Below are 24,126 nucleotides of genomic sequence, written 5' to 3'. Positions count from 1 at the left end.
CGCATTCCTTTGCCGCGGATTATTACCAGGTTTTACCAATGTTAAACTGGAATTGCTCCGACTTATCTCCATCATATTTCTTAAACGGCTGGGCGTAAGAGAAGACCAACGGCCCCAGCGGTGACATCCATTGTAATGCGATACCGGCAGACATGCGAATATTGCTCGGATCGCTGTAGTCTGGAACGCCAGCATCACGCATCTGGGCGGTATTCTGCCAGTTGGTATCCCACACGGTACCCGCATCCCAGAAGAAGGAGGTACGGACCGAGTTCGCGTATTTATCGCTGATAAACGGCGTTGGGGTGATGAACTCCAGGCTGGCAACGGCCATGGCGTTACCGCCCACCGCGTCATTGGAGCTACAGACCTCAGAAGACGAGGATTTGTTACAGTTATCCTTGTCGTTACCACCGTAATAGACCGCTTTCGGACCAATGTTGTTGGACTGGAAGCCACGCACGGTACTGGAACCACCGGCATAGAAGTTTTCATAGAACGGCAGTTCTTTGCCGCCTAAACCATCGCCATAGCCCCAGCGGGTACGACCCAGCACTACCCACTTATGATCGTCATCGATCGGGAAGTAGGACGCGGTATCCAGCGTCACCTTGTAGAACTCGTTATCGGAGCCCGGCACGGTCACTTTACCGTTCAGGTTGACGCGAGAACCTTCCGTTGGGAAGTAGCCACGGTCGAGACGGTTATAGGTCCAGCCGTAGTTAAAGGTGAAGTCATCCGCCGCGAAGCCATTGTTATGACCATCTTTGCTGGTTGACTGCCCAATAGAGTCCAGATAACGCCACATCGCCACCTGCGGTTGCATGTTGGACAGGTCGTTATGCACGTAACCTAAGCCCGCACGCAGGGTGTTGTATTCATTAACCGGGAAGCCAAGCGTACCGTCTACACCGTAACTCTTGTTGGTGTAGGAAGACAGATCCGCGTCGTCTGCTTTAAAGTCGTTATAGAAGATACGACCGCCCAGGCTCACACCGTCAACGGTGAAGTATGGGTTAGTGACAGAGAACTCAGAATAGGTCTGGTAGTCGTTTTTGGTGCCGTTAATCCCGACAGAGTAACCCGTACCCAGCCAGTTATCCTGCTGCACGCCGACCTGGAAGCTGACGCCGCTTTCCGTACCGTAGCCCACACCGAAGTTGAAGCTACCGGTGTTGCGCTCTTTCACTTTATAGACGACATCAACCTGATCCGGGCTGCCCGGTACACGCTGGGTATCGGTATCCACCGTTTCAAAATAGCCCAGACGGTTCAGACGCTCTTTACCCTGATCAACGAGGTCGCTCCCCAACCATGCCCCTTCCATCTGACGCATTTCGCGACGCAGAACGGAGTCTTTGGAGGTGTCGTTACCGACGAAGCGGATCTTACGCACGTAGAAACGGTTGCCCGCATCCACATTTACATGCAGCTTAACGGTTTTATCCGCGTCGTTAATTTCCGGCTGCGTCTGTACGCGCGGGTAGGCATAACCATAGCGGCCGAGCAGCTTCTTAATGCTGTCTTCCATTTTGGTCACTTTGGAACCGCTATACAGTTCGCCTGGCTGAATTTTGGTCAGCGATTCGATTTCCGCAGAATGTCCGGCCAGGTTACCACTCACTTCAACACCCGAAAGCTTGTACTGATCGCCTTCAGTGATGTTAACCGTAATGTAGATGCCTTTCTTGTCCGGAGTCAGACTGACCTGAGTCGAGTCGATATTGAAACGCGCATAGCCACGATCGAGATAGTAGCTGCGCAGGGTTTCAAGGTCGCCCGCCAGTTTCTGCTTCTGGTATTTGCGATCGCCCACCACGTTCCACCACGGCACTTCGTCGCGCAGCTGGAAGGTGGAGATCAGTTCGTCGGTGCTGAACGCGTGGTTACCAACAATGTTGATCTGCTGGATCTTCGCAGAAACACCTTCCTGGAAGACCAGCTTCAGGTCAACACGGTTACGCGGCAGCGGAGTGACAACCGCTTTCACGCTGGCGCTGTATTTACCGACGCTGTAGTAGAAGTCTTCCAGACCTTTTTCAATGTCTGAAAGGGTTGTGCGGTCCAGGGATTCCCCCACACGAACACCGGATGCTTCAAGGTTCTGCTTGAGCATGTCATCTTTCACCGACTTGTTGCCGGAGAAAGTGATACTGGCGATCGTTGGACGTTCTTTTACCTGTACCAGCAGCGTATCACCATCGCGCAGGACGCGGACATCCTCGAAGTTGCCGGTGGCAAACAGAGCACGGATGGTGTTACTGATATCATCATCATTAACCGTATCGCCGGGGCGCACAGGCATACTGAGGAGGGCCGCACCAACGGCGACACGCTGAAGGCCTTCGAAATGAATGTCTTTCACTACGAACCCGTCAGCACCGTATACGGTGGCGCTGCTAAACAGCAGCGACGCTATGAGCAACTTTTTCATCGCCATCGTTATTATGCGTTCTTCCTAACTAACTCTCTTACAACCGAGAGAAATCATTGAAAAGTGCAAGCCCCATTAACAGCACCAGCAAAATCGAGCCAATGCGATAACTAAAGTCTTGAACTCGCTCGGATACCGGTCCGCCTTTTAGCTTTTCAATCGCTAAAAACAGCAGATGACCCCCGTCTAAAACGGGAAGCGGGAACAGGTTGATTATCCCAAGGTTCACGCTAATGAGCGCGAGGAACATGAGATAGTAAATCGCCCCGAACTCCGCTGACATCCCAGCCCCCTGAGCAATCGAAATTGGCCCACTGAGGTTGTTCAGTTTCACATCACCGGTTATCAATTTCCCCAACATGTTGACCGTCAGCTTCATCAGTTGCCATGTTTTATCCGTGGCTTCAAGGATGGCGCTGAACGGCCCATACTGGCGTATTGTCTTGTACTCATCTGGCAGCGGGATCACTTTTGGCACCACGCCTGCAAACCCTTCTGCCTTTTTGCCGACCGACTTCGTATCCGGGATCAGCGTCAGCGAAAGCGGACTGCCCTGCCTTTCAACTTCCAGCGCGAGAGACGTTCCCGGATTATCGCGCACCAGAGTAACAAAGGTCATCCACTCTGTTAATGGTTGACCATCGACTTTAACGATCCTGTCGCCCGCTTGCAAACCCGCTTTGCTCGCCGCCGAATTGGCCTGGACTTCGGCTAATACCGGCTCGATTTGCGGGCCGCGTGGACGAATGCCCAGCGCAGCGACGGGATCCTCTTTGTCTGGTTCGAAACGCCAGTGACGTAAATCGAGTACTTTGTCCTGACGCGCATCTGAACCAAACGGCGATACGCTGATGGTGGTCTGCGGATCGCCGATTTTGGCTACCAGCTGCAGTCGCACGGCATCCCAATCAGGGGTTTCGATGCCATCAATCGCTTTAAGTTCCATCCCGGATGTAATTTGCGCACTCGCCGCGATAGAGTTGGGCGCAATTTCACCCACTACCGGACGTACGCCAGGGACGCCGATGATAAACACCAGCCAGTAAGCGAAAATCGCAAAGATGAAGTTGGCTACCGGTCCGGCAGCAATGATGGCGGCGCGTTGTCCAACGGTTTTATTGTTGAATGCGCTGTGTCGCAGCTCTGGCGCGACGGGCTCGACGCGTTCGTCGAGCATTTTGACGTAGCCGCCCAGCGGAATAAGAGCGATGACAAATTCTGTGCCGTGACGGTCGGTGCGCGTCCAGAGTGATTTACCAAAACCGATGGAAAACCGCTCTACGCGCACGCCACAGCGGCGAGCAACCCAGAAATGGCCAAATTCATGCACGGTAATCAGTACACCCAGTGCAACAATGAACGCCGCCAGATTCCAGAGAATGCTCAGCATAAAACCTTCCGTTAAATCGTCCCGAATACCAGTAAAAGCAAACACGCAAACACGGGAACAGCCGCTGTCAGGCTATCAATGCGATCCAGTATGCCGCCATGCCCTGGAATCAGGTGTCCGCTGTCCTTAATCCCTGCTTCACGCTTAAACATACTTTCGGTTAAATCACCGAGCACTGAGGCAAGCGCAGCAAAAATCGAGCACACCAGCAGTATTGACGGTGCCACTTCAAGATTCGCCCAGACGCCGTAGCCCCAGGAGATGATCGCTGCCGTAAACAGGCCGCCGATGAATCCTTGCCAGGTTTTGCCCGGAGAAACCTTCGGCGCCAGCTTATGTTTGCCGAACAGTTTACCAAACATATAGGCCCCGGAGTCAGCCCCCCAGACCAGAATCATCACATAAAGCAGCCAGATCGCACCGCTGTAGTGATTTTCATCGTAGTGCCAGGCGCGCAGCGCAACCATACCCCAGAAAAAAGGAATAATTGTGAGCAAACCGAAAATCAGTCGCAGCACTTTTGAATGACGCCACAAAGCCGCTGAGCCTGGATAAAAAAGAACCAGCAACAGCGCCGCCACCCACCAGGCCAGCGATATCCACAAGGAACCGGCGACCAGCGGCTGATGAATATCATGATGATATTCAGGCAGCGTAAACAGCATTATGGCCAGGATAAAGCCACAAAGTACCGCAAGCCATACTCGCTGAGAGCGCGAGGTAAAGCCGCTAAACTGTCCCCATTCCCACGCGGCGAGCATGCACACCACCAGCGTGACAATCGCGAATCCCACTGGGGGCAGTAAAAACAGCGCCGCAATGACAATGGGTATTAATACAAAAGCGGAAATCAGGCGATACTTCAGCAAAAGCTACCCCCATCAGGCTTTGTCGCCACCAGGCTCGGTGCCGCCGAAACGACGCTCTCGATTGGCAAAGGCATGCAGCGCACCTTCAAAGTCTTGTTCATCAAAATCGGGCCAAAGAACATCCGTAAAGTAAAGTTCCGCATAGGCAATCTGCCATATCAAAAAGTTACTTATGCGATGCTCCCCCCCTGTCCTAATTACCAAATCCACAGGCGCCTGTTCATTCATGCAGATTTGCTTGCTCAGCGCCTCTTCATCAATTTGGTCGGGTCTCAACAGCCCTTCCTGAACCTGTTCGGCAAGATGCCGAACGCCCTGGATAATATCCCAGCGTCCACCGTAATTCGCCGCAATATTCAGCGTCAGACCGGTATTATTTTCCGTCAGCGCCTCTGCTTTACGAATCCGTTCCTGCAAACGTGAGTTAAAACGACTGGTATCGCCAATGATGCGCAGGCGGACGTTGTGGCGGTGCAGGCTTTTTACTTCGCTGTCTAGCGCCCACACAAACAGCTCCATCAACGCAGTCACTTCCTGCAGCGGTCGATTCCAGTTTTCACTGCTAAAAGCATAGAGCGTTAACGCATCAATGCCGTTGTTGGCGGCAAAAGAAACGGCGCGGCGAACGGATTTCGCCCCCGCTTTATGCCCAAAGGCTCGTATCTTCCCTTGTCTTTTCGCCCAGCGGCCATTGCCATCCATAATGATTGCTACATGACGGCAGCCATGAGCTGGCAAATTTTCGCTTATTGGTTGATTCGCAGACAACATAACGCGTTTTTTGTCCCTGAAAAGGATTTAACGGTACTCAGGAATACTGAAGCCTATACATAAAAAAGCCGTGTCAAACCACGGCTCACCTGACCACATTAAGTCAAATACCTGCGATCAGGTGGCGCAGACTATATCACTGAAGCCCAACGCTAACAAATAGCACGACGACTAGTGCTTGCTTTATCACCAGCTTGCGAGGCGTGTCACCTGTTGGCGCGCAATATTACGCGCAGATGCATCCACCGCCAGCACCTCTTCCACGCTTTGTGGTTCGCGCAAATCCATCTTCTCCAGTACCGATAAATTTAACGACGCGATATCGGTAAATCGAATTTGCTGATTCAGAAATGCTTCAACGGTAATTTCATTGGCTGCATTAAGTGCCGTCGTTGCCGCCTGCCCTTGGTCAAAGGCATTCATCGCAAGCTTCAGACACGGATAGCGGTCGTAGTCTGGTTCACTGAACGTCAGGGAACTTAGCTTGCAGAAATCGAGCGGCTTCACGCCGGATTTCACTCGATTTGGCCACGCCATAGAATGGGCAATCGGCGTACGCATGTCCGGCTCGCCAAGCTGTGCCAGCACGCTGCCATCCTGATAACGCACCATCGAGTGAATCACCGATTGCGGGTGAATCAGTACTTCCATCTGTTTCGCTGACGCATTAAACAGCCAGCGCGCTTCAATGTATTCCAGACCTTTGTTCATCATGGTGGCAGAATCAACGGAGATTTTACGCCCCATCGACCAGTTCGGATGACGGCACGCCTGATCCGGCGTCATGGCGCGCAGTTCAGACAGTGGCGTTTCACGAAACGGGCCACCAGACCCGGTTAGCAGAATAGACACTACGCCATTCTGCTCCAGGTCAGCGTACCCCAGGTTCTGCTGAAAAGGTTGCGGTAAACTCTGAAAAATCGCGTTGTGTTCGCTGTCGACCGGCAAAAGGCGCGCGCCGCGCTGCTTCACCGCATCCATAAAGAGGCGTCCACAGGTGACCAGCGACTCTTTATTGGCCAGCAGAACATCCTTACCGGCATCAATCGCGGCAAGCGTCGGCAATAATCCTGCCGCCCCGACGATAGCCGCCATCACCTGATCCACCTCATCCAGCGCCGCCATCTCGCAGGCTGCCTGTTGGCCACTCAGCACTTCGGTTCGGCTGCCCTTCTCAAGCAGCTGTGCTTTCAGCAGGCGTGCGCTCTCTTCGTCATCCATCACCGCGTAGCGAGGCGCAAACTCCAGGCACTGCTCGACCATTCGCTGCACATTCTTACCGGCCACCAGCGCTGTCACGGTGTAAAGTTCAGGATTATGGCGAACAACGTCGAGAGTGCTGCAACCGATAGAGCCGGTTGAGCCGAGGAGTGTTAAATGCTTCATGAGATGCCCGAAAAAGTTAGACCAGATAAAAGCAAAACGCCGCCAGCAAGACCCAAAGTCCCTCTGAACGGCGTTTATCAGTGTACGACAGAAATCAGAACTGCATCAGTTCCGCTTCTTTGTCTGCCAGCGCCGCATCAATTTTCTTGATGGCCGCGTCGGTCATTTTCTGAATGTCGTCCTGAGAACGACGATCGTCATCTTCACTGATCTCTTTTTCTTTCAGCAGCGCTTTTACTTTATCGTTCGCGTCACGACGGACGTTACGCACGGATACACGACCCTGCTCAGCTTCGCCACGCACGACTTTGATCAGATCTTTACGACGCTCTTCCGTCAGCGGAGGCAGCGGAACGCGGATGTCAGAACCCGCAGAGCTTGGGTTCAGACCGAGGTCAGAGGCCATGATCGCTTTCTCAACCGCCGGGCTCATAGAGCGATCGAACACGTTGATTTTCAGCGTACGGGTATCTTCTACCGTCACGCTCGCCAGCTGACGCAGCGGGGTTGGCGTACCGTAGTATTCTACGATGATGCCATCCAGCAGGCTTGGGGAAGCACGGCCGGTACGGATTTTGCTGATTTGGGTTTTGAACGCTTCTACGCATTTTTCCATGCGTACTTCAGCATCTTTTCTGATGTCGTTAATCACGTTACGAATCCTTGAAAACTTGTCTCAGGCAGACTATCCGCCAGCACAGCGCTACAGGTGTGCTAAGTATAGTCGCGTTTAATTCATGACAACGCCAAAGGCGCGCCCGGGTAAGATACCACTACAAAATAAAGCGGAATCTTACCTGTATTTATCGCCAACGGAAATTATTCCGTGATCAAAGTGCCTTCTTTTTCGCCCATGACTACGCGACGCAGTGCGCCAGGCTTGTTCATGTTGAAGACACGGATCGGCAGTTTGTGGTCGCGAGCCAGCGTGAAGGCGGCAAGATCCATCACTTTCAGCTCTTTATCCAGCACTTCGCTGTAGCTCAGCTGATCGTACATGGTGGCAGAAGGATCTTTTGCCGGGTCGGCAGTAAACACGCCGTCTACTTTAGTCGCTTTCAGAACCACATCGGCTTCGATCTCGATACCGCGCAGGCAGGCAGCGGAATCGGTCGTAAAGAACGGGTTACCCGTACCGGCGGAGAGGATCACCACGCGGTTGTTGCGCAGCAGGCTGATGGCTTCTGCCCAGCTGTAATTATCGCAAACGCCATTCAGGGGGATCGCGGACATCAGGCGGGCATTCACATAGGCGCGGTGCAGCGCGTCACGCATTGCCAGGCCATTCATAACGGTGGCCAGCATACCCATGTGGTCGCCCACAACGCGGTTCATCCCCGCTTTCGCCAGACCAGCGCCACGGAAAAGGTTGCCACCGCCAATGACCACGCCAACCTGGATACCCAGTTCGACCAGTTCTTTGATTTCCTGTGCCATGCGATCAAGGATGCTTGCGTCAATACCGAAGCCTTCCGATCCCTGCAGCGCTTCGCCACTCAGCTTAAGCAGAATGCGTTTGTACACGGGTTTTGCATTGGTAGCCATGTTTCTTTCCTGAGACTGTCAACGATTAAGATGGGGGTTAATTCTGGCGACATGATATGCCGCAAATCAGTACAGCGATACTGGAGCCTGTCTGATTTCCTGTGACGGGTGACAAAAAGAAGCCGCCCTCAGGCGGCTCCTTTTCAATCATTAAGACTGCTTGGACATTGCAGCAACTTCTGCTGCGAAGTCAGTCTCAACTTTCTCGATGCCTTCGCCCACTTCGAAGCGGATGAAGCCAGTTACGTCAGCGTTGTGCTCTTTCAGCAGCTGAGCAACAGACTTGCTTGGGTCCATTACGAATGGCTGGCCAGTCAGAGAAACTTCGCCGGTGAATTTCTTCATGCGGCCTTCAACCATTTTCTCTGCGATTTCTTTTGGCTTACCAGACTGCATCGCGATGTCCAGCTGAACCTGGTACTCTTTTTCTACCACTTCAGCAGATACGTCTTCTGGCTTAACGAATTCTGGTTTGCTTGCAGCGATGTGCATTGCCAGCTGTTTAACCAGCTCTTCGTCAGCGCCTTTAGCCGCAACCAGAACACCGATACGTGCACCGTGCTGGTAAGAGCCCAGAACGTCACCTTCCAGAGAAGATACGCGACGGATGTTGATGTTCTCACCGATTTTAGCAACCAGCGCAACACGTTCTTCTTCGAACTGTGCTTTCAGAACTTCAACGTCAGTGATTTTGCCAGCAACAGCTGCGTCCAGAACTTTGTTCGCAAATGCCTGGAAACCACCATCTTTAGCAACGAAGTCAGTCTGGCAGTTAACTTCCAGAATGATGCCGTAGTTGCCGTCGATTTTAGTGATGATCACGCCGTCAGCAGCAACGTTGCCTGCTTTTTTAGCTGCTTTGATCGCACCGGATTTACGCATGTTTTCGATTGCCAGCTCGATGTCGCCGTTCGCTTCAGTCAGCGCTTTTTTGCAATCCATCATGCCTGCGCCAGTACGCTCGCGCAGCTCTTTTACCAGGGATGCGGTAATTTCAGCCATTCTTAAATCCTCGGGAGATGTGAACTGCCCGGCCGGGGCCAAACAGTGTAAATTGAAAAAAGGGGCCGGTAATGGGCCCCTATTCATACACGGTACTAATAAGGGGTAAAACCTTATTATTCAGCTTCTACGAAGCTTTCTTCCGCCTGAGAAGCCAGATCCTGGGAACGGCCTTCACGAACGGTAGCAGCTACAGCGCTCAGGTACAGGCTAACAGCACGGATTGCGTCGTCGTTACCCGGGATAACGAAGTCAACACCGTCCGGATCGGAGTTGGTATCAACGATAGCGAATACCGGGATACCCAGGTTGTTAGCTTCTTTGATTGCGATGTGCTCGTGGTCTGCATCGATTACGAACAGCGCGTCTGGCAGGCCGCCCATATCTTTGATACCGCCCAGGCTGTTTTCCAGCTTGTCCAGTTCACGGGTGCGCATCAGCGCTTCTTTCTTAGTCAGCTTGTCGAAAGTACCGTCCTGAGACTGGGTTTCCAGATCTTTCAGGCGTTTGATGGACTGACGAACAGTTTTCCAGTTGGTCAGCATGCCGCCCAACCAGCGATGGTTCACGAAGAACTGGTCGCAGCTGTTAGCAGCATCTTTCACAGCTTCGCTTGCAGCGCGCTTAGTACCAACGAACAGAATCTTACCTTTACGGGAAGAGATCTTGTTCAGCTCAGCCAGGGCTTCGTTGAACATTGGTACAGTTTTCTCAAGGTTGATGATGTGAACTTTGTTACGCGCGCCGAAGATGAAAGGCTTCATTTTCGGGTTCCAGTAACGGGTCTGGTGACCAAAGTGAACACCAGCCTTGAGCATGTCGCGCATGGAAACAGTTGCCATGTTTAAAACCTCTATATTGAAAGTTGGGGTTATGCCTCCACGTATCCCATATTACCGACCCCGAAGGGCACCCCGGAATATGTGCCGATACGTGTGTGTTGTTACACAAAGTGAGATTTGTCGCTCCCGTCCAGCCTGTGTATCTGAGATGGATCGGAAGTCCGGCGCGCTTTATACCACAAAACACGACCAGAAACCAACAGTTGTTGGCTGTGAGTGCTGTTAATGATTCTCAATTTGGCACGGGGCGTGCCTGACTGATACCATTGACGACACTTAGACTAGTATTGTCGAAAAAATCGACACCGATGGACAGATTACATGGCTATCTCTATTAAGACACCTGAAGAAATTGAAAAGATGCGCGTTGCCGGTCGTCTGGCCGCGGACGTGCTGGAAATGATCGAACCGTTCGTGAAGCCGGGCGTCAGCACCGGTGAACTGGATCGCATCTGTAACGACTATATCGTGAACGAGCAGCACGCGGTTTCCGCCTGCCTTGGCTACCACGGTTTCCCGAAATCCGTCTGCATCTCTATTAATGAAGTGGTGTGTCACGGCATCCCGGACGACGAAAAGCTGCTGAAAGATGGCGACATCGTTAACATCGACGTGACCGTCATCAAAGACGAGTACCACGGTGACACCTCAAAAATGTTCATCGTTGGCAAGCCGACTATTCTTGGCGAGCGCCTGTGCAAAGTGACGCAAGAGAGCCTCTACCTGGCGCTGAAAATGGTGAAGCCGGGTATTCGCCTGCGCACCATCGGTGCAGCCATCCAGAAGTTTGTGGAAGCAGAAGGGTTCTCCGTGGTTCGCGAGTACTGCGGTCACGGCATTGGTCGCGTCTTCCATGAAGAGCCGCAGGTTCTGCACTATGATGCCGATGACGGCGGCGTGGTGCTGCAAAAAGGCATGACCTTCACCATCGAGCCGATGGTCAACGCGGGTGACTACCGCATCCGCACCATGAAAGACGGCTGGACGGTGAAAACCAAAGACCGGAGCTTGTCTGCGCAGTACGAGCATACTATTGTGGTAACCGACAACGGCTGCGAAATTATGACGTTGCGCAAGGATGACACCATCCCGGCGATACTGACGAACATTGAGTGATAAGAAGCCGGCAAATGCCGGCTTTTTTAATGGCGATAGCTTTTTCTTATGGGTGGCGCACGATGAGTAATCTTTTACCCGAACAGTATGCTAACACAGCCCTTCCCACCCTCCCCGACCAGCCCGATAACCCGGGCGTCTGGCCATCGCACGAGCTGTCCTGCGCCCACATTAAAGCCCATATGGAAACGTTCCATCGCTGGCTGGGCAGCGCGTTTGACGCCGGCGTCTCCGCCGAGCAGCTCATCGAAGCGCGTACCGAATTTATCGACCAGCTGCTGCAGCGCCTGTGGATCGAGTACGGATTTGGTCAGGTGAGCGACGTCGCGCTGGTTGCCGTCGGGGGCTATGGCCGCGGCGAGCTGCATCCGCTTTCCGATATCGACCTTCTGATCTTAAGCCGCAAAAAGCTGCCGGACGAACAGGCGCAAAAAATTGGTGAACTGCTGACGCTGCTCTGGGACGTGAAGCTGGAGGTTGGCCACAGCGTGCGCACCCTGGAAGAGTGTCTGCTGGAAGGATTATCTGACCTGACCGTCGCCACCAACCTGATTGAAACCCGTCTGCTGATCGGCGACGTCGCGCTGTTCCTGGAGCTGCAAAAACACATCTTCAGCGACGGCTTCTGGCCGTCAGAAAAGTTCTTCGCCGCAAAGGTCGAGGAGCAAAACCAGCGCCACCAGCGCTACCACGGCACCAGCTATAATCTTGAACCCGATATAAAAAGCAGCCCCGGCGGCCTGCGCGATATCCACACGCTGCAGTGGGTCGCCCGCCGCCATTTTGGCGCCACCTCGCTGGACGAGATGGTCGGCTTCGGCTTCTTAACCGAGGCGGAGCGTAACGAGCTGAACGAGTGCCTGCATCTGCTCTGGCGCATCCGCTTTGCCCTGCATCTGGAGGTCACCCGCTACGATAACCGTCTGCTGTTTGACCGCCAGCTCAGCGTAGCGCAGCGGCTAAATTATCAGGGCGAAGGTAACGAGCCGGTTGAGCAGATGATGAAGGATTTCTTCCGCGTCACCCGTCGGGTGACCGAGCTGAACCAGATGCTGCTGCAGCTATTCGACGAGGCCATTCTGGCCCTGACGGCGGACGAAAAGCCGCGACCGATTGATGACGAATTCCAGCTGCGCGGCACGCTTATCGATCTGCGCGACGAAACGCTGTTCATCCGCGAGCCGGAAGCGATTCTGCGGATGTTTTATACCATGGTGCGCAACAGCACCATCACCGGGATCTACTCCACCACCCTGCGCCACCTGCGCCACGCGCGCCGCCATCTGACGCAGCCGCTGTGCTATATCCCGGAAGCGCGCTCGCTGTTCCTGAGCATGCTTCGCCACCCGGGCGCCGTCAGCCGAGGCCTGCTGCCGATGCACCGCCACAGCGTGCTGTGGGCCTATATGCCGCAGTGGTCGCACATCGTCGGGCAAATGCAGTTCGATCTGTTCCACGCCTACACGGTGGATGAACACACAATCCGCGTGATGCTCAAGCTGGAAAGCTTTGCGAAAGAAGAGACGCGCTCCCGCCACCCGCTGTGCGTCGAGCTGTGGCCGCGGCTCACCCATCCGGAACTGATCCTGATTGCCGCCCTGTTCCACGATATCGCCAAAGGCCGCGGCGGTGACCACTCGGTGCTCGGCGCGCAGGACGTGCTGAAATTTGCCGAACTGCACGGCCTGAACTCGCGTGAAACGCAGCTGGTGGCCTGGCTGGTGCGTCATCACCTGCTGATGTCGGTCACCGCACAGCGTCGTGACATTCAGGATCCGGAGGTGATCAAGCAGTTCGCCGAAGAGGTCCAGACGGAAAACCGTCTGCGCTATCTGGTCTGCCTGACGGTGGCCGATATCTGCGCCACCAACGAAACCCTTTGGAACAGCTGGAAGCAGAGCCTGCTGCGCGAGCTGTACTTCGCCACCGAAAAACAGCTGCGTCGCGGGATGCAAAATACCCCGGACATGCGCGAGCGCGTGCGTCATCATCAGCTTCAGGCGCTGGCGCTGCTGCGCATGGACAACATTGATGAAGAGGCGCTGCATCAGATTTGGGCCCGCTGCCGCGCCAACTATTTTGTCCGCCACAGCCCAAACCAGCTTGCCTGGCACGCGCGGCATCTGCTGAAGCACGATCTCTCCCAGCCGATGATCCTGCTGAGCCCGCAGGCCACCCGCGGCGGGACGGAGATTTTCATCTGGAGCCCTGACCGACCTTATCTGTTTGCAGCGGTCTGCGCCGAGCTGGACAGGCGTAACCTGAGCGTTCACGACGCGCAGATTTTCACTACCCGCGACGGCATGGCGATGGACACCTTTATCGTGCTGGAGCCGGACGGCAGCCCGCTGTCGTCGGACAGGCATGAAGGGATCCGTTTTGGTCTGGAGCAGGCCATTACCCAGCGCAGCTGGCAGCCCCCGCAGCCGCGTCGCCAGCCGGCGAAATTGCGCCACTTTACCGTCGATACCGAGGTCAATTTCCTGCCGACCCACACCGACCGTAAATCGTTCCTGGAGCTGATCGCGCTCGACCAGCCGGGGCTGCTTGCCCGCGTCGGCCAGGTTTTTGCCGATCTGGGAATTTCGCTTCATGGAGCCCGAATTACAACCATTGGCGAGCGAGTAGAAGATTTATTTATAATCGCGACAGCGGACCGGCGTGCCCTTAATAATGACCTGCAGCTTGAAGTGCAACAACGGTTGACAGCAGCCCTCAATCCAAACGATAAAGGGTGATATGTTTTTTAGTGAAATGGAAAGAGTAAACAATGCAGCAGTTACAGAACGTTATTGAGTCCGCTTTTGAGCGTCGCGCCGAGATTACCCCGGCAAATGTGGATACCGTGACCCGTGAAGCGGTAAACCAGGTGATTTCCCTGCTGGATTCCGGCGCGCTGCGCGTGGCAGAAAAAATCGACGGTCAGTGGGTCACTCATCAATGGCTGAAGAAGGCCGTGCTGCTCTCTTTTCGCATCAACGATAACCAGGTTATCGACGGCGCAGAAAGCCGCTACTTCGATAAAGTGCCGATGAAGTTCGCTGACTACGACGAAGCGCGTTTCCAGAAAGAAGGCTTCCGCGTGGTACCGCCTGCGGCAGTGCGTCAGGGCGCCTTTATCGCCCGCAACACCGTGCTGATGCCATCCTACGTGAACATCGGCGCCTACGTTGACGAAGGCACCATGGTTGATACATGGGCCACAGTGGGTTCCTGCGCGCAGATCGGTAAAAACGTTCACCTGTCCGGCGGCGTGGGCATCGGTGGTGTTCTGGAGCCGCTGCAGGCTAACCCGACCATCATCGAAGACAACTGCTTCATCGGCGCGCGCTCTGAAGTGGTTGAAGGCGTGATCGTAGAAGAAGGTTCCGTGATCTCCATGGGCGTTTACATCGGTCAGAGCACCCGTATTTACGACCGTGAAACCGGCGAAGTGCATTACGGTCGCGTTCCGGCCGGCTCCGTGGTGGTTTCCGGCAATCTGCCGTCAAAAGATGGCAAATACAGCCTGTACTGTGCGGTTATCGTGAAGAAAGTGGATGCGAAAACGCGCGGTAAGGTGGGCATCAACGAGTTGCTGCGCACCATCGATTAATCGGGTATAACAAAAAGCGGGGGCAACCCCGCTTTTTTTATATCTGAGGGTGGCGAAAATAGATTTTTTCGTTAATTATTCAAAGGTTATGTTGAGATCAAGGGTACCGCTATGTACGATAATCTGAAAAGTCTGGGCATTACCAATCCTGATGAAATTGATCGTTACAGCCTCCGTCAGGAAGCCAATAACGATATTTTGAAAATCTATTTTCACAAGGATAAAGGAGAGTTTTTCGCCAAAAGCGTGAAGTTTAAATATCCACGCCAGCGTAAGACCGTTGTTGCTGACGGCGTAGGTCAGGGATACAAAGAAGTACAGGAAATCAGCCCTAACCTGCGCTATGTGATCGACGAACTCGATCAGATCTGCCAGCGCGACCGCACCGAAGTCGATCTCAAGCGTAAGATCCTTGACGATCTGCGTCACCTTGAAAGCGTTGTGACCAACAAGATCAGCGAGATTGAAGCGGATCTTGAGAAGTTAACGCGCAATAAATAAGCCGTTTTATTGCCCGGTGGCGCTTCGCTTACCGGGCCTACGAACGCATGTAGGCCGGGTAAGGCGAAGCCGCCACCCGGCAAAAAGCATCATCTCTGTTCGTCAAGCTGCAGCGCCACATACAGCAGCAGCCTGTCGTCAAAATTCCCCAGGTCCAGCCCCGTCAGCTCTGAAATCCGGTTTAACCGATACTCAAGGGTATTGCGGTGAATAAACAGCGCCTTCGAGGTCGCCAGCGGCTGCACGTTATGGCGGAACCACGCCTGCAGCGTCCGGCGCAGCAGGCCGTTGTTGTCCATGGCTTTCAGACGCGCCAGGGGCCGCGCCAGCTCGTTGGCCTGCCAGCCTCCGCGCAGGCTGTCGAGCAGCACCGGCAGCATCAGGTCCTGATAGAAGTAGCTCCGGCTCTCCGGCATCCGCTGCTTGCCCACCATCATGGTGGTGCGCGCGGTACGCCAGGAGCGGGCGATGCTGCCCGGCCCGGTAAAGTAGTTGCCCAGCGCAACGCGAAAACGCAGCTGGCCATTCTCCTTCATGCGGGAGATCAGCAGCTCCACGCGACGGCGATGATCGTCCGCATCCCAGCGGCCAAACGCATTGAGCGCCGGTTTGAGCACCACCATTTCCGTCAGGGAAACGATCGCCACCAGGTTATCGCGCTCCGGCGTCGCCAGCGCATTTTGCAGCTGCTGCAGCTCGGCCATCGCGCTGTCCACGCCAAGCTGGCCGCTGTCGACCTCAATGACCGCCACCACGCGCGGCTGGTTCAGATCGATCCCCAGACGCTGCGCCCATTCGCTGAGTGCAGGCGTATGTTCTTCCGCCTGAATGAGGTTCATCACCAGCTCTTCACGCAGGCGGCTATCTTGAGCCAGCAGGTGCATCAGGCGCGACTGCTCCAGCATCATCTCTGCCGTCATGCAGACCAGCTCGCCGTATTTTCGCAGAGACTCCGGCTCGCCGGTCAGGCCGATGACCCCGACAATCTCGCCTTCAAGGCGCAGCGGGAGGTTGATGCCCTGGCGAACGCCGTGCAGGTGTTTCGCTACCGCATCGTCGATATCCACGACCCGCCCCTGAGAAAGCACCAGCAGCGCACCTTCGTGCAATTCCCCTATACGCTCACGATCGCCGCTGCCAATAATGCGCCCACGGGCATCCATTACGTTGATATTGGTATCAATGATGCGCATGGTGCGCGCCACGATATCCTGCGCCATTTTGGTATCAAGATGCCAGCCAGCCATGGAATCCTCCTTTGAGCAGAGCTCAAGCATAGGGAAGTTCAGTATCGGCTGCATTGTGCGAATGCACAAAGAGAGAGGAAGATGTATGGAGTTGTGCTAAGCGTCACAGAAACGAGAAAGCCCCTGCGAACAGGGGCTTAAGAGGATTACTGCATCAGCAGGTAGATAGAGGTATCACCACGCTGGATATTCAGCGCCAGCACGGACGGCTTGCTGTCGAGAATTTTGCGCAGTTCAGCGATGTTTTTCACCGGCTGCTGGTTAGCACCCATAATCACATCGCCTTTTTTCAGGCCAATGCGGGCTGCCGGTGAGTTCGCCTTCACGTTGTTCACCACCACGCCTTTATCTGCGCCTTTGTTGCTCATCTCAGCCCCTTCAATACCGCTGAAGATGGTGCTGGAATCCACCTGATTCTGGCTGCTCTGCTGCAGCTCCAGGCTCACGTTAACCGGCTTACCGTCGCGCAGCAGGCCGAGGGTCACTTTGCTGCCAATCGGCATTGAGCCCACTTCGGCGCGCAGCGCGGCAAAGCTGCTGATCGGCTTACCGTTCAGGGAGGTGATCACGTCACCTGCCTTAATGCCCGCTTTTGCCGCAGAGGAGTTCGGCATCACCTGGCTGACGAATGCCCCGCGCTGAGCGTCAACTTTCATCGCCTTAGCCAGCTCGGAGTTCAGTTCCGTACCGAGGATACCCAGCTCGCCGCGTTTCACCTGGCCGTACTGCACCATCTGCGCGGTCAGGTTTTTCACCATGTTGCTCGGAATAGCAAAGCCGATACCGATGTTGCCGCCGTCCGGGGCCAGGATCGCGGTGTTGATACCGATCAGCTCGCCGTTCAGGTTCACCAGCGCACCGCCGGAGTTACCGCGGTTGATCGCCGCATCCGTCTGGATGAAGTTCTCGTAGTTTTCAGCGTTCAGGCCGCTACGGCCCAGCGCAGAGACGATGCCCGAGGTCACGGTTTCACCCAGACCGAACGGGTTACCGATCGCCACGGTATAGTCACCGACGCGCAGCGCGTCAGAGTCGGCAAGCTTAATCGCCGTCAGGTTTTTCGGATCCTGAATCTGAATCAGCGCGATGTCGGAGCGCGGATCTTTACCCACCACCTTGGCGTCGAACTTGCGGCCATCGCTCAGCTGAACCTTAATGGTGCTGGCGTTATCAACAACGTGGTTATTGGTGACGACGTAGCCTTTAGCGGCATCAATAATCACCCCCGAGCCAAGCGCCATGAATTTCTGCTGCTGGCCGCCGCCGCCCTGGCCGTCATCCCCGGCACCGCCGCCCTGGCAGAACGGCGAGCTCTGGAATGGCGAACCGTCCTGGCAGAACGGTGAGTTGTCACCGAAGAACTGCTGGAAGTTACGCGGCATGCGCGGCGTATTGACGGTCGTGCTACCCTCAACGTTAATACTCACCACCGATGGCATCACTTTTTCGAGCATCGGTGCCAGGCTTGGCATCTGCTGCGCGGTTGCTGCCGACGACGCGGTCTCGGCTGCAGTAGCAGTCAGAGGAGACAGCGCTAAACCTAAACTCAGAGCCAGTGCACTCATTGCTAATGTGGTTTTTTTCATGTTTCTTAATCTCGATTTACAGGTAACGCAAAATTGCTGTGTAACTCAGATTCATTTTATACCGCTTAGTTCCGGCGATAAGTTTATGGAAAAGGTAAAAATTTATTGGCCGTCTTTACAAAACTCCGACGTTATTCCACCGCCATGAGCTTGCGGTATTCATCCCAGGCATACAAATCCGTCATGCCGCTGATATAGTCCTGAATAAGGCGGCAGCGATAATAATATTCCATCACCGGCCATTGGGAAGAATGGCGATCCAGCTTGCCAATAGCTTCGACATACGCCAGACGATGCCGGGTAGAGAGTTTCTGATAAAGCCGCGATTCAATCGGGATCCGGCGCACGCGCTCGTGTTCCACCAGCTCGCTGAATTCCTCGGCCGACAGCTGGAGCAGCGGGGAATAAATTTCCAGTAAGCCACTGATGACCCGATAGCCCTGCAGTTCTAATTGCTCGACATCCGGATGGCTGAATACATGCCGCATCGCCACATGTTTATAAAGCTCAAGGAGTTGGCTGAAACTGCTGTCGTCTTCCAGCAGCGCGTGGTTGAATTCCCCGCTGAAGATGAGCGGCAAATTATCAATAAAGCGCGACGCCGCATACGGTACCAGTTTATTTAATGTATTGACCCGCAAATACATAAAGAACTGGTCTTCCGTACTGCGGCTTAACGTATTTGAACGCGATTTTTCCCAGGCATTTTCGACCACCTGAGCAAACAGCGAGCCTTTTTCATGAGTGCCCCAGGCCGCATAAAGATGCTGATACAGCTCCTCGACGCTGAAGATTCTTTTCTCCACGGCGTCTTCCAGGTCGGCCACGCAATAGGAAATATCATCCGCGGCTTCCATAATCCAGGTCAATGGAAAGCGGCCGTTTGGCGTCAGCGAAAGTTCTTTACGCAGCCGTTCAATATAGGCCTCTTCGGACAGGTAATAGCCCGGCTTTTTCATTAAATAGCTGTGGGACGCGGGCGTCTCCCCCATCCACCACGCGGGGCGCGTATATTTCAGAATGCAGCCAACCTGTGCCCAGGTCAGGTTCATGCGCATCAGGGAATGAACCAGCCGGATCCCCTGCGCGTTGCCCTCAAAGTGGCAGAGATCCTGACGTACTTTGCGGCGCAGATCGTTAAGCCCGTCCTCGCCTTCACGCAGGCGTAAATCCCGAACGGTGCAGCGGTCATCGCTCAGCGGCTGGCTTAACGCATCCGAAGGATGAAGCCGCTGTTTAAACCAGTCATTGATTGCCGCCTCGCCAAAGTGGCCGAAAGGCGGGTTGCCGATGTCATGCATCAGGCAGGCCATCTCAACGATGCTCTCGAAGGGCCCCGTCAGCTCGTCAAGCCCATAGGTTTCCAGTAAACGCTGCTCTTTAAGACGGCTCAAAATCTCTTTGGCAATGTAGCGCCCAACCTGCTGCACTTCCATTGAGTGGGTTAAGCGCGTGCGCACCGCGGCGTTACGTTCCAGCGGGAACACTTGGGTCTTTTGCTGCAGACGGCGAATGGCGGGCGAGTTAATGATTCTCCCGCGATCGCTTTCGAAGATACGCAGGATCTCATGTTCGCTCTTGTCGCCCTGCGGCGAACGGAAACGTCGGTGCCAGTTAATTTTGGTACGAAAATCGATTGGTGACATGTGCTCCCCCGCGTGAGAATGCGTTTCCCCTTAACCGCATGATAGACTATGCATCTTAACAAGGCACATCGCGAGTAAATCTATGAAAATCGGCATTATTGGTGCAATGGAAGAAGAAGTTACGCTGCTGCGTGACAAAATTGAGAACCGTCAGACCCTCTCTCTGGGGGGTTGTGAGATCTACACCGGCCAGCTGAACGGTGTTGAGGTGGCTCTGCTGAAATCAGGCATCGGTAAAGTAGCTGCTGCGCTGGGTGCAACCCTGCTGCTTGAGCGCTGCAAGCCGGACGTTATCGTTAACACCGGCTCTGCGGGCGGCCTGGCGCCGACGCTGAAAGTGGGTGATATCGTGGTTTCCGACGAAGCGCGTTACCACGATGCCGACGTCACCGCATTTGGTTACGAATACGGTCAGCTTCCGGGATGTCCTGCGGGTTTTAAAGCTGACGACAAGCTGATTGCGGCGGCAGAGACCTGCATTGCAGAACTCAACCTCAACGCGGTACGCGGTCTGATCGTTAGCGGTGATGCCTTCATCAACGGCTCCGTTGGGCTGGCAAAAATCCGCCATAACTTCCCTCAGGCGGTGGCCGTTGAGATGGAAGCGACCGCGATTGCGCACGTTTGCCATAACTTTAACGTACCGTTCGTGGTGGTTCGCGCCATCTCTGACGTGGCAGACCAGCAGTCCCACATCAGCTTCGACGAGTTCCTGACCGTTGCGGCAAAACAGTCCACCGTGATGGTGGAACGCCTGGTGCAGAACCTGGCACGTGGCTAAACATACCGTCAGGGCGCTGGTCGCCCTGCTTCTTCTCGCCCCGCTGTGGCTCTATGCCGTACCGCGCGTGATTACGCTCTCCCCTGCAAATACGGAACTGGCCTTTGCCGCCGGGATCACGCCGGTTGGCGTGAGCAGCTATTCGGATTACCCGCCGCAGGCTGCGGGTATTGAACAGGTGGCCACCTGGCAGGGGATGAACGTTGAGCGCATCGTGGCGCTCAAGCCGGATCTCGTGCTGGCCTGGCGGGGCGGCAACGCCGAGCGGCAGGTCAACCAGCTTGCCTCGCTAGGCATCAAGGTCATGTGGATTGATGCCGTCAGCATTGAGCAGGTCGCTCAGGCACTGCGCGCCCTCGCCCCTTATAGCCCTGCGCCCAAAAAAGCCGAGGCTGCGGCGAACCAGATGCTGAGCGACTATGCCGCGCTGAAATCCCAATACGATACCCCTGCGAGAAAACGCATCTTCCTGCAGTTTGGCAGCCAGCCGCTGTTCACCACCGGAAAAGGGTCGATTCAGAACCAGGTGCTGGAAGTCTGCGGGGGTGAAAACATTTTTGCAGCCAGCCGGGTGCCGTGGCCTCAGGTAAGCCGTGAGCAGGTTCTGGCACGCCAGCCGCAGGCCATCGTCGTGGTCGGAAATGCGAGCGAAATTCCCAAAATTGAACAATTCTGGCAAAAGCAGCTAAAAATACCGGTCATACCCCTCAACAGCGACTGGTTTGAACGCGCCAGCCCGCGTATTATCCTCGCCGCAAAACAGCTCTGTGCCGCGCTGGCAGAGAGTCACTAACAGAAGACCTTTTTCGAGGATTTAACGATGCTCGTTTATTGGCTGGATATTCTTGGCACAGCCGTTTTTGCTATCTCCGGCGTCCTGCTCGCCGGAAAGCTACGCATGGATCCGTTTGGCGTGCTGGTGCTGGGCGTGGTGACCGCCGTCGGCGGCGGGACGATCCGCGACATGGCGCTGGCGAATGGCCCGGTGTTTTGGGTGAAAGATCCGACCGATCTGGTGGTCGCGATGGTCACCTGCCTGTTAACCATCGTGCTGGTTCGCCAGCCGCGCAGATTACCCAAGTGGATATTGCCGGTACTGGATGCCGTCGGTCTGGCCGTGTTTGTCGGTATTGGCGTCAATAAGGCGTTTAATGCGGGTACCGGTCCGATGGTGGCAATCTGCATGGGCGTGTTAACCGGCGTGGGCGGCGGGATCATTCGCGACATTCTGGCGCGCGAAGTGCCGATGATCCTGCGTACTGAAATTTACGCAACGGCCTGCATTGCGGGCGGGATTGTTCACGCGACTGCGTACTACACCTTTGCAATCCCGCTGGAAAATGCCGCGATGCTGGGGATGGTCGTGACGCTGGTGATTCGTCTGGCGGCGATACGCTGGCACCTCAAGCTGCCGACGTTTGCGCTGGATGAAAATTCAAGATAGGCGTCGTTTATAAGCCCGGTGGCGCTTCGCTTACCGGGCCTACAATCCGCATTCAGGCTTAAATGCTGAACGAAGAACCACACCCGCAGGTGCTTGTCGCGTTCGGGTTGGTCACCACAAAGCGCGATCCTTCCAGACCCTCGGTGTAATCTACCGAACCACCCACCAGATATTGCAGGCTCATCGGGTCAACCACCAGCGCGACGCCCTGTTTCTCGATGGTCATATCGCCATCGTTAACCTGATCGTCAAAGGTAAAACCATACTGGAAGCCGCTGCAGCCGCCACCGGTAATATAAACACGCAGTTTCAGATCCGGATTGTCTTCGTCGGCAATCAGGGTTTTCACTTTGTTGGCTGCTGCTTCGGTAAACTCCAGCGGCACAGCTACATCATCACTCATCTTATGCTCCCATGAATACTGCTACTGCCATTGGGCAAAATTCACCCAATTCTTTGTGTCATTATCTAATACCCTGGTAATTCATTCAAGTATTCTGCGTGGCGGCCCGCTCAGCCTCTTGTTTTGCCAGGGTACGCGCGAGGATGGTGGAGTATAGCGGTTTTCCACCCAGGAATTGGGCTAATAGTGTCGCGCCGAGACAGGTAATGATCATTGGCAAAATGAGCTGGTAATTGTCCGTCATCTCCAGCACCAGCACGATCCCGGTCAACGGCGCACGCAGTGAGGCGGCCAGCAGCGCCCCCATTCCGGCCACCGCAAAGGTCCCGGCGTCAAGATGATAGGCGGGAAAACCCGCTTCAGCCGCCATACCAAACGCGGTGCCCAGCAGCGTACCCAGCGCCAGCATCGGGGCGAATATCCCGCCGGGCGCGCCGGAGGAAAAGCAGAGCACCGTCGTGATGACGCGGGAGATAAACATAAACAGCAGCAGACCGACGCTGAAGTTCCCCGCCGCCGCAATGGGGATCAGCCCGAACCCGCCGCCTGCGGCATTCGGCTCAATAAAGCCAAGCACGCCGCACATTCCGCCCAGCAGGCCGCCCATCAGCACCCATTTCGTGGTGTTCCCGCCGTGAATGCGCTGGAACATATCCTGAGCGCGCAGGATAAAGGTGTTAAACAGCGGCCCCACGACGCCAAAAACCATGCCGAGGATCAGGTAAAGCCACAGGGTGTTGACCGGGGCGTTGGTCAGCTTGCCCACCTCAATCACCGCCCCCTCGCCATTAAAGAGGCGAAAGACAATGCTCGACATAATGACGCCGGTAAACACCGCTTTTATGGAGATCAGGTTGTAGCGAAACTGCGCGCGCATCTCTTCGATAATGAACAAGATGCCCGCCAGCGGCGCGTTAAACGCGGCTGAAAGCCCCGCCGCCGCGCCGGTGGCCAGCAGCGTATGGCGCGCTTCGGCGCTTCGCATGCGAAACAGATCGCCCACCATGCGGCCGACGTTGCCCCCCAGCTGCACCGTTGGCCCTTCCCTGCCCAGCACCATCCCCGCGCCCAGCGTCCCCATGCCGCCGATAAATTTAACCGGAATCACCCGCCACCAGCGCACCGGGCGCAGCTCCTCCAGCGCCCCTTCAATTTCCGGGATGCCGGAGCCGCCCGCTTCCGGCGCGAATTTACGCACCAGAAAATACCCCACCATGGCAAACAGCGCCGACAGGCCGAATGCCATAAGCCAGACCAGCCACTCGCTGTCGGCGAAACCGGCCACGGTCCCCACTCGCCAGTTAAGTACGGCATTGACCGCTTTTTCAAACGCCACGCCAGCCAGGCCCGCGAGCGTTCCCACCACGGCTGCGGCCAGCAGGATAGCCAGCGGGGTTTTATCGCGATTAAGCAGCCGCCGAATGCTGATTCGGTGCTGGGCGCGCGTAAACTGTTGTTCTTCAAATGAAGGAGAGTTTTCTTTCATTACCTGTTCTTTTTCGTCATACAAATAACCTGCGGGATTTTACCAGACACACCTTCTGTAGATCACTTAGAATAGCCACCTA

The 24,126-nt window shown here is 55.1% G+C and carries 21 protein-coding genes; 7 read left to right on the top strand and 14 right to left on the bottom strand.

Annotated features, from left to right (window positions below; genetic code table 11):
* Window positions 1–22 precede the first annotated feature (22 nt).
* From bamA to rpsB, 9 genes are all read right to left on the bottom strand, one after another.
* Window positions 23–2,440 (bottom strand): outer membrane protein assembly factor BamA, encoded by a 2,418-nt coding sequence (gene bamA, locus ACMWKK_RS19880; protein WP_045327819.1) that lies wholly within the window; start codon window positions 2,438–2,440, stop codon window positions 23–25.
* A 31-nt stretch (window positions 2,441–2,471) separates the two neighbouring features.
* Entirely contained in the window at window positions 2,472–3,824 is a 1,353-nt protein-coding gene (gene rseP / locus ACMWKK_RS19875) for a sigma E protease regulator RseP (protein WP_032644133.1), read from the bottom strand.
* An 11-nt stretch (window positions 3,825–3,835) separates the two neighbouring features.
* Window positions 3,836–4,693, bottom strand: a complete 858-nt coding sequence (cdsA, locus tag ACMWKK_RS19870) for a phosphatidate cytidylyltransferase (RefSeq protein ID WP_047716626.1) — start codon at window positions 4,691–4,693, stop codon at window positions 3,836–3,838.
* Between the two features lie 12 nt (window positions 4,694–4,705).
* Complete coding sequence (gene ispU / locus ACMWKK_RS19865; protein WP_024907522.1) at window positions 4,706–5,464, bottom strand: (2E,6E)-farnesyl-diphosphate-specific ditrans,polycis-undecaprenyl-diphosphate synthase; 759 nt, start codon at window positions 5,462–5,464, stop codon at window positions 4,706–4,708.
* 186 nt (window positions 5,465–5,650) lie between these two features.
* Complete coding sequence (gene ispC / locus ACMWKK_RS19860; protein WP_112781058.1) at window positions 5,651–6,850, bottom strand: 1-deoxy-D-xylulose-5-phosphate reductoisomerase; 1,200 nt, start codon at window positions 6,848–6,850, stop codon at window positions 5,651–5,653.
* 94 nt (window positions 6,851–6,944) lie between these two features.
* Window positions 6,945–7,502 (bottom strand): ribosome recycling factor, encoded by a 558-nt coding sequence (gene frr / locus ACMWKK_RS19855; RefSeq protein WP_014882629.1) that lies wholly within the window; start codon window positions 7,500–7,502, stop codon window positions 6,945–6,947.
* 167 nt (window positions 7,503–7,669) lie between these two features.
* The gene (gene pyrH, locus ACMWKK_RS19850) at window positions 7,670–8,395 is read right to left on the bottom strand and encodes a UMP kinase (RefSeq protein WP_008501910.1); all 726 of its coding nucleotides are present in this window, start codon (window positions 8,393–8,395) and stop codon (window positions 7,670–7,672) included.
* Between the two features lie 150 nt (window positions 8,396–8,545).
* The gene (gene tsf, locus ACMWKK_RS19845; RefSeq protein WP_014882627.1) at window positions 8,546–9,397 is read right to left on the bottom strand and encodes a translation elongation factor Ts; all 852 of its coding nucleotides are present in this window, start codon (window positions 9,395–9,397) and stop codon (window positions 8,546–8,548) included.
* Between the two features lie 116 nt (window positions 9,398–9,513).
* Window positions 9,514–10,239 carry a 30S ribosomal protein S2 gene (gene rpsB, locus ACMWKK_RS19840; protein WP_003856207.1) on the bottom strand — a complete coding sequence of 242 codons (726 nt, stop codon included), beginning with the start codon at window positions 10,237–10,239 and terminating at the stop codon, window positions 9,514–9,516.
* Between the two features lie 321 nt (window positions 10,240–10,560).
* Between rpsB and map the strand changes: the two genes are divergently transcribed.
* From map to ACMWKK_RS19820, 4 genes are all read left to right on the top strand, one after another.
* Complete coding sequence (gene map, locus ACMWKK_RS19835) at window positions 10,561–11,355, top strand: type I methionyl aminopeptidase (protein WP_015572721.1); 795 nt, start codon at window positions 10,561–10,563, stop codon at window positions 11,353–11,355.
* A 62-nt stretch (window positions 11,356–11,417) separates the two neighbouring features.
* Window positions 11,418–14,093, top strand: a complete 2,676-nt coding sequence (gene glnD / locus ACMWKK_RS19830) for a bifunctional uridylyltransferase/uridylyl-removing protein GlnD (RefSeq protein WP_045327869.1) — start codon at window positions 11,418–11,420, stop codon at window positions 14,091–14,093.
* A gap of 32 nt (window positions 14,094–14,125) precedes the next feature.
* On the top strand, window positions 14,126–14,950 hold the full coding sequence (gene dapD, locus ACMWKK_RS19825) for a 2,3,4,5-tetrahydropyridine-2,6-dicarboxylate N-succinyltransferase (RefSeq protein WP_008501915.1): 825 nt from the start codon (window positions 14,126–14,128) through the stop codon (window positions 14,948–14,950).
* Window positions 14,951–15,061: 111 nt separating this feature from the next.
* Window positions 15,062–15,451, top strand: a complete 390-nt coding sequence (locus ACMWKK_RS19820) for a DUF3461 family protein (RefSeq protein WP_008501916.1) — start codon at window positions 15,062–15,064, stop codon at window positions 15,449–15,451.
* Window positions 15,452–15,540: 89 nt separating this feature from the next.
* Here ACMWKK_RS19820 and cdaR read toward each other — a convergent pair whose 3' ends face one another.
* From cdaR to dgt, 3 genes are all read right to left on the bottom strand, one after another.
* Window positions 15,541–16,698, bottom strand: a complete 1,158-nt coding sequence (cdaR, locus tag ACMWKK_RS19815) for a DNA-binding transcriptional regulator CdaR (protein ID WP_045327810.1) — start codon at window positions 16,696–16,698, stop codon at window positions 15,541–15,543.
* A 146-nt stretch (window positions 16,699–16,844) separates the two neighbouring features.
* Entirely contained in the window at window positions 16,845–18,284 is a 1,440-nt protein-coding gene (gene degP / locus ACMWKK_RS19810; protein WP_112781056.1) for a serine endoprotease DegP, read from the bottom strand.
* Window positions 18,285–18,415: 131 nt separating this feature from the next.
* Entirely contained in the window at window positions 18,416–19,930 is a 1,515-nt protein-coding gene (gene dgt / locus ACMWKK_RS19805; RefSeq protein WP_112781055.1) for a dGTPase, read from the bottom strand.
* Window positions 19,931–20,012: 82 nt separating this feature from the next.
* Between dgt and mtnN the strand changes: the two genes are divergently transcribed.
* Genes mtnN through ACMWKK_RS19790 form a run of 3 tightly spaced genes read left to right on the top strand, consistent with a single transcriptional unit; the run spans window position 20,013 to window position 22,155 of the window.
* Window positions 20,013–20,711 (top strand): 5'-methylthioadenosine/S-adenosylhomocysteine nucleosidase, encoded by a 699-nt coding sequence (gene mtnN, locus ACMWKK_RS19800; RefSeq protein ID WP_032644127.1) that lies wholly within the window; start codon window positions 20,013–20,015, stop codon window positions 20,709–20,711.
* Window positions 20,704–21,504, top strand: a complete 801-nt coding sequence (gene btuF, locus ACMWKK_RS19795) for a vitamin B12 ABC transporter substrate-binding protein BtuF (RefSeq protein ID WP_045327802.1) — start codon at window positions 20,704–20,706, stop codon at window positions 21,502–21,504. The genes mtnN and btuF overlap by 8 nt, the downstream gene beginning before the upstream one ends.
* Window positions 21,505–21,531: 27 nt before the next feature.
* Complete coding sequence (locus ACMWKK_RS19790) at window positions 21,532–22,155, top strand: TRIC cation channel family protein (protein ID WP_045327799.1); 624 nt, start codon at window positions 21,532–21,534, stop codon at window positions 22,153–22,155.
* Window positions 22,156–22,213: 58 nt separating this feature from the next.
* On the opposite strand, the gene erpA is transcribed toward ACMWKK_RS19790, so the two are convergent.
* The gene (gene erpA, locus ACMWKK_RS19785; RefSeq protein ID WP_008501923.1) at window positions 22,214–22,558 is read right to left on the bottom strand and encodes an iron-sulfur cluster insertion protein ErpA; all 345 of its coding nucleotides are present in this window, start codon (window positions 22,556–22,558) and stop codon (window positions 22,214–22,216) included.
* 85 nt (window positions 22,559–22,643) lie between these two features.
* A complete protein-coding gene (gene clcA / locus ACMWKK_RS19780; protein WP_112781068.1) occupies window positions 22,644–24,044 on the bottom strand; it encodes a H(+)/Cl(-) exchange transporter ClcA in 1,401 nt (466 codons plus the stop codon).
* Between the last annotated feature and the right edge of the window lie 82 nt (window positions 24,045–24,126).

The sequence above is a fragment of the Enterobacter sp. 01-M-03-SI-ECC genome, assembly GCF_047530215.1.
In the GTDB taxonomy this organism is placed as follows: domain Bacteria; phylum Pseudomonadota; class Gammaproteobacteria; order Enterobacterales; family Enterobacteriaceae; genus Enterobacter; species Enterobacter chengduensis.
The sequence above is the reverse complement of the archived record's forward strand: the minus strand, read 5'-3'. Positions and strand labels throughout refer to the sequence as shown.

What these genes read in the sequence shown, in the direction of transcription:
- dapD (WP_008501915.1), top strand. Translation starts at nt 14,126, where the DNA reads ATGCAGCAGTTACAGAACGTTATTGAGTCCGCTTTTGAGCGTCGCGCC.
- rpsB (WP_003856207.1), bottom strand. Translation starts at nt 10,239, where the DNA reads ATGGCAACTGTTTCCATGCGCGACATGCTCAAGGCTGGTGTTCACTTT.
- ACMWKK_RS19790 (WP_045327799.1), top strand. Translation starts at nt 21,532, where the DNA reads ATGCTCGTTTATTGGCTGGATATTCTTGGCACAGCCGTTTTTGCTATC.
- degP (WP_112781056.1), bottom strand. Translation starts at nt 18,284, where the DNA reads ATGAAAAAAACCACATTAGCAATGAGTGCACTGGCTCTGAGTTTAGGT.
- glnD (WP_045327869.1), top strand. Translation starts at nt 11,418, where the DNA reads ATGAGTAATCTTTTACCCGAACAGTATGCTAACACAGCCCTTCCCACC.
- mtnN (WP_032644127.1), top strand. Translation starts at nt 20,013, where the DNA reads ATGAAAATCGGCATTATTGGTGCAATGGAAGAAGAAGTTACGCTGCTG.
- dgt (WP_112781055.1), bottom strand. Translation starts at nt 19,930, where the DNA reads ATGTCACCAATCGATTTTCGTACCAAAATTAACTGGCACCGACGTTTC.
- ispU (WP_024907522.1), bottom strand. Translation starts at nt 5,464, where the DNA reads ATGTTGTCTGCGAATCAACCAATAAGCGAAAATTTGCCAGCTCATGGC.
- erpA (WP_008501923.1), bottom strand. Translation starts at nt 22,558, where the DNA reads ATGAGTGATGATGTAGCTGTGCCGCTGGAGTTTACCGAAGCAGCAGCC.
- tsf (WP_014882627.1), bottom strand. Translation starts at nt 9,397, where the DNA reads ATGGCTGAAATTACCGCATCCCTGGTAAAAGAGCTGCGCGAGCGTACT.
- map (WP_015572721.1), top strand. Translation starts at nt 10,561, where the DNA reads ATGGCTATCTCTATTAAGACACCTGAAGAAATTGAAAAGATGCGCGTT.
- pyrH (WP_008501910.1), bottom strand. Translation starts at nt 8,395, where the DNA reads ATGGCTACCAATGCAAAACCCGTGTACAAACGCATTCTGCTTAAGCTG.
- rseP (WP_032644133.1), bottom strand. Translation starts at nt 3,824, where the DNA reads ATGCTGAGCATTCTCTGGAATCTGGCGGCGTTCATTGTTGCACTGGGT.
- ACMWKK_RS19820 (WP_008501916.1), top strand. Translation starts at nt 15,062, where the DNA reads ATGTACGATAATCTGAAAAGTCTGGGCATTACCAATCCTGATGAAATT.
- cdaR (WP_045327810.1), bottom strand. Translation starts at nt 16,698, where the DNA reads ATGGCTGGCTGGCATCTTGATACCAAAATGGCGCAGGATATCGTGGCG.
- ispC (WP_112781058.1), bottom strand. Translation starts at nt 6,850, where the DNA reads ATGAAGCATTTAACACTCCTCGGCTCAACCGGCTCTATCGGTTGCAGC.
- clcA (WP_112781068.1), bottom strand. Translation starts at nt 24,044, where the DNA reads ATGAAAGAAAACTCTCCTTCATTTGAAGAACAACAGTTTACGCGCGCC.
- bamA (WP_045327819.1), bottom strand. Translation starts at nt 2,440, where the DNA reads ATGGCGATGAAAAAGTTGCTCATAGCGTCGCTGCTGTTTAGCAGCGCC.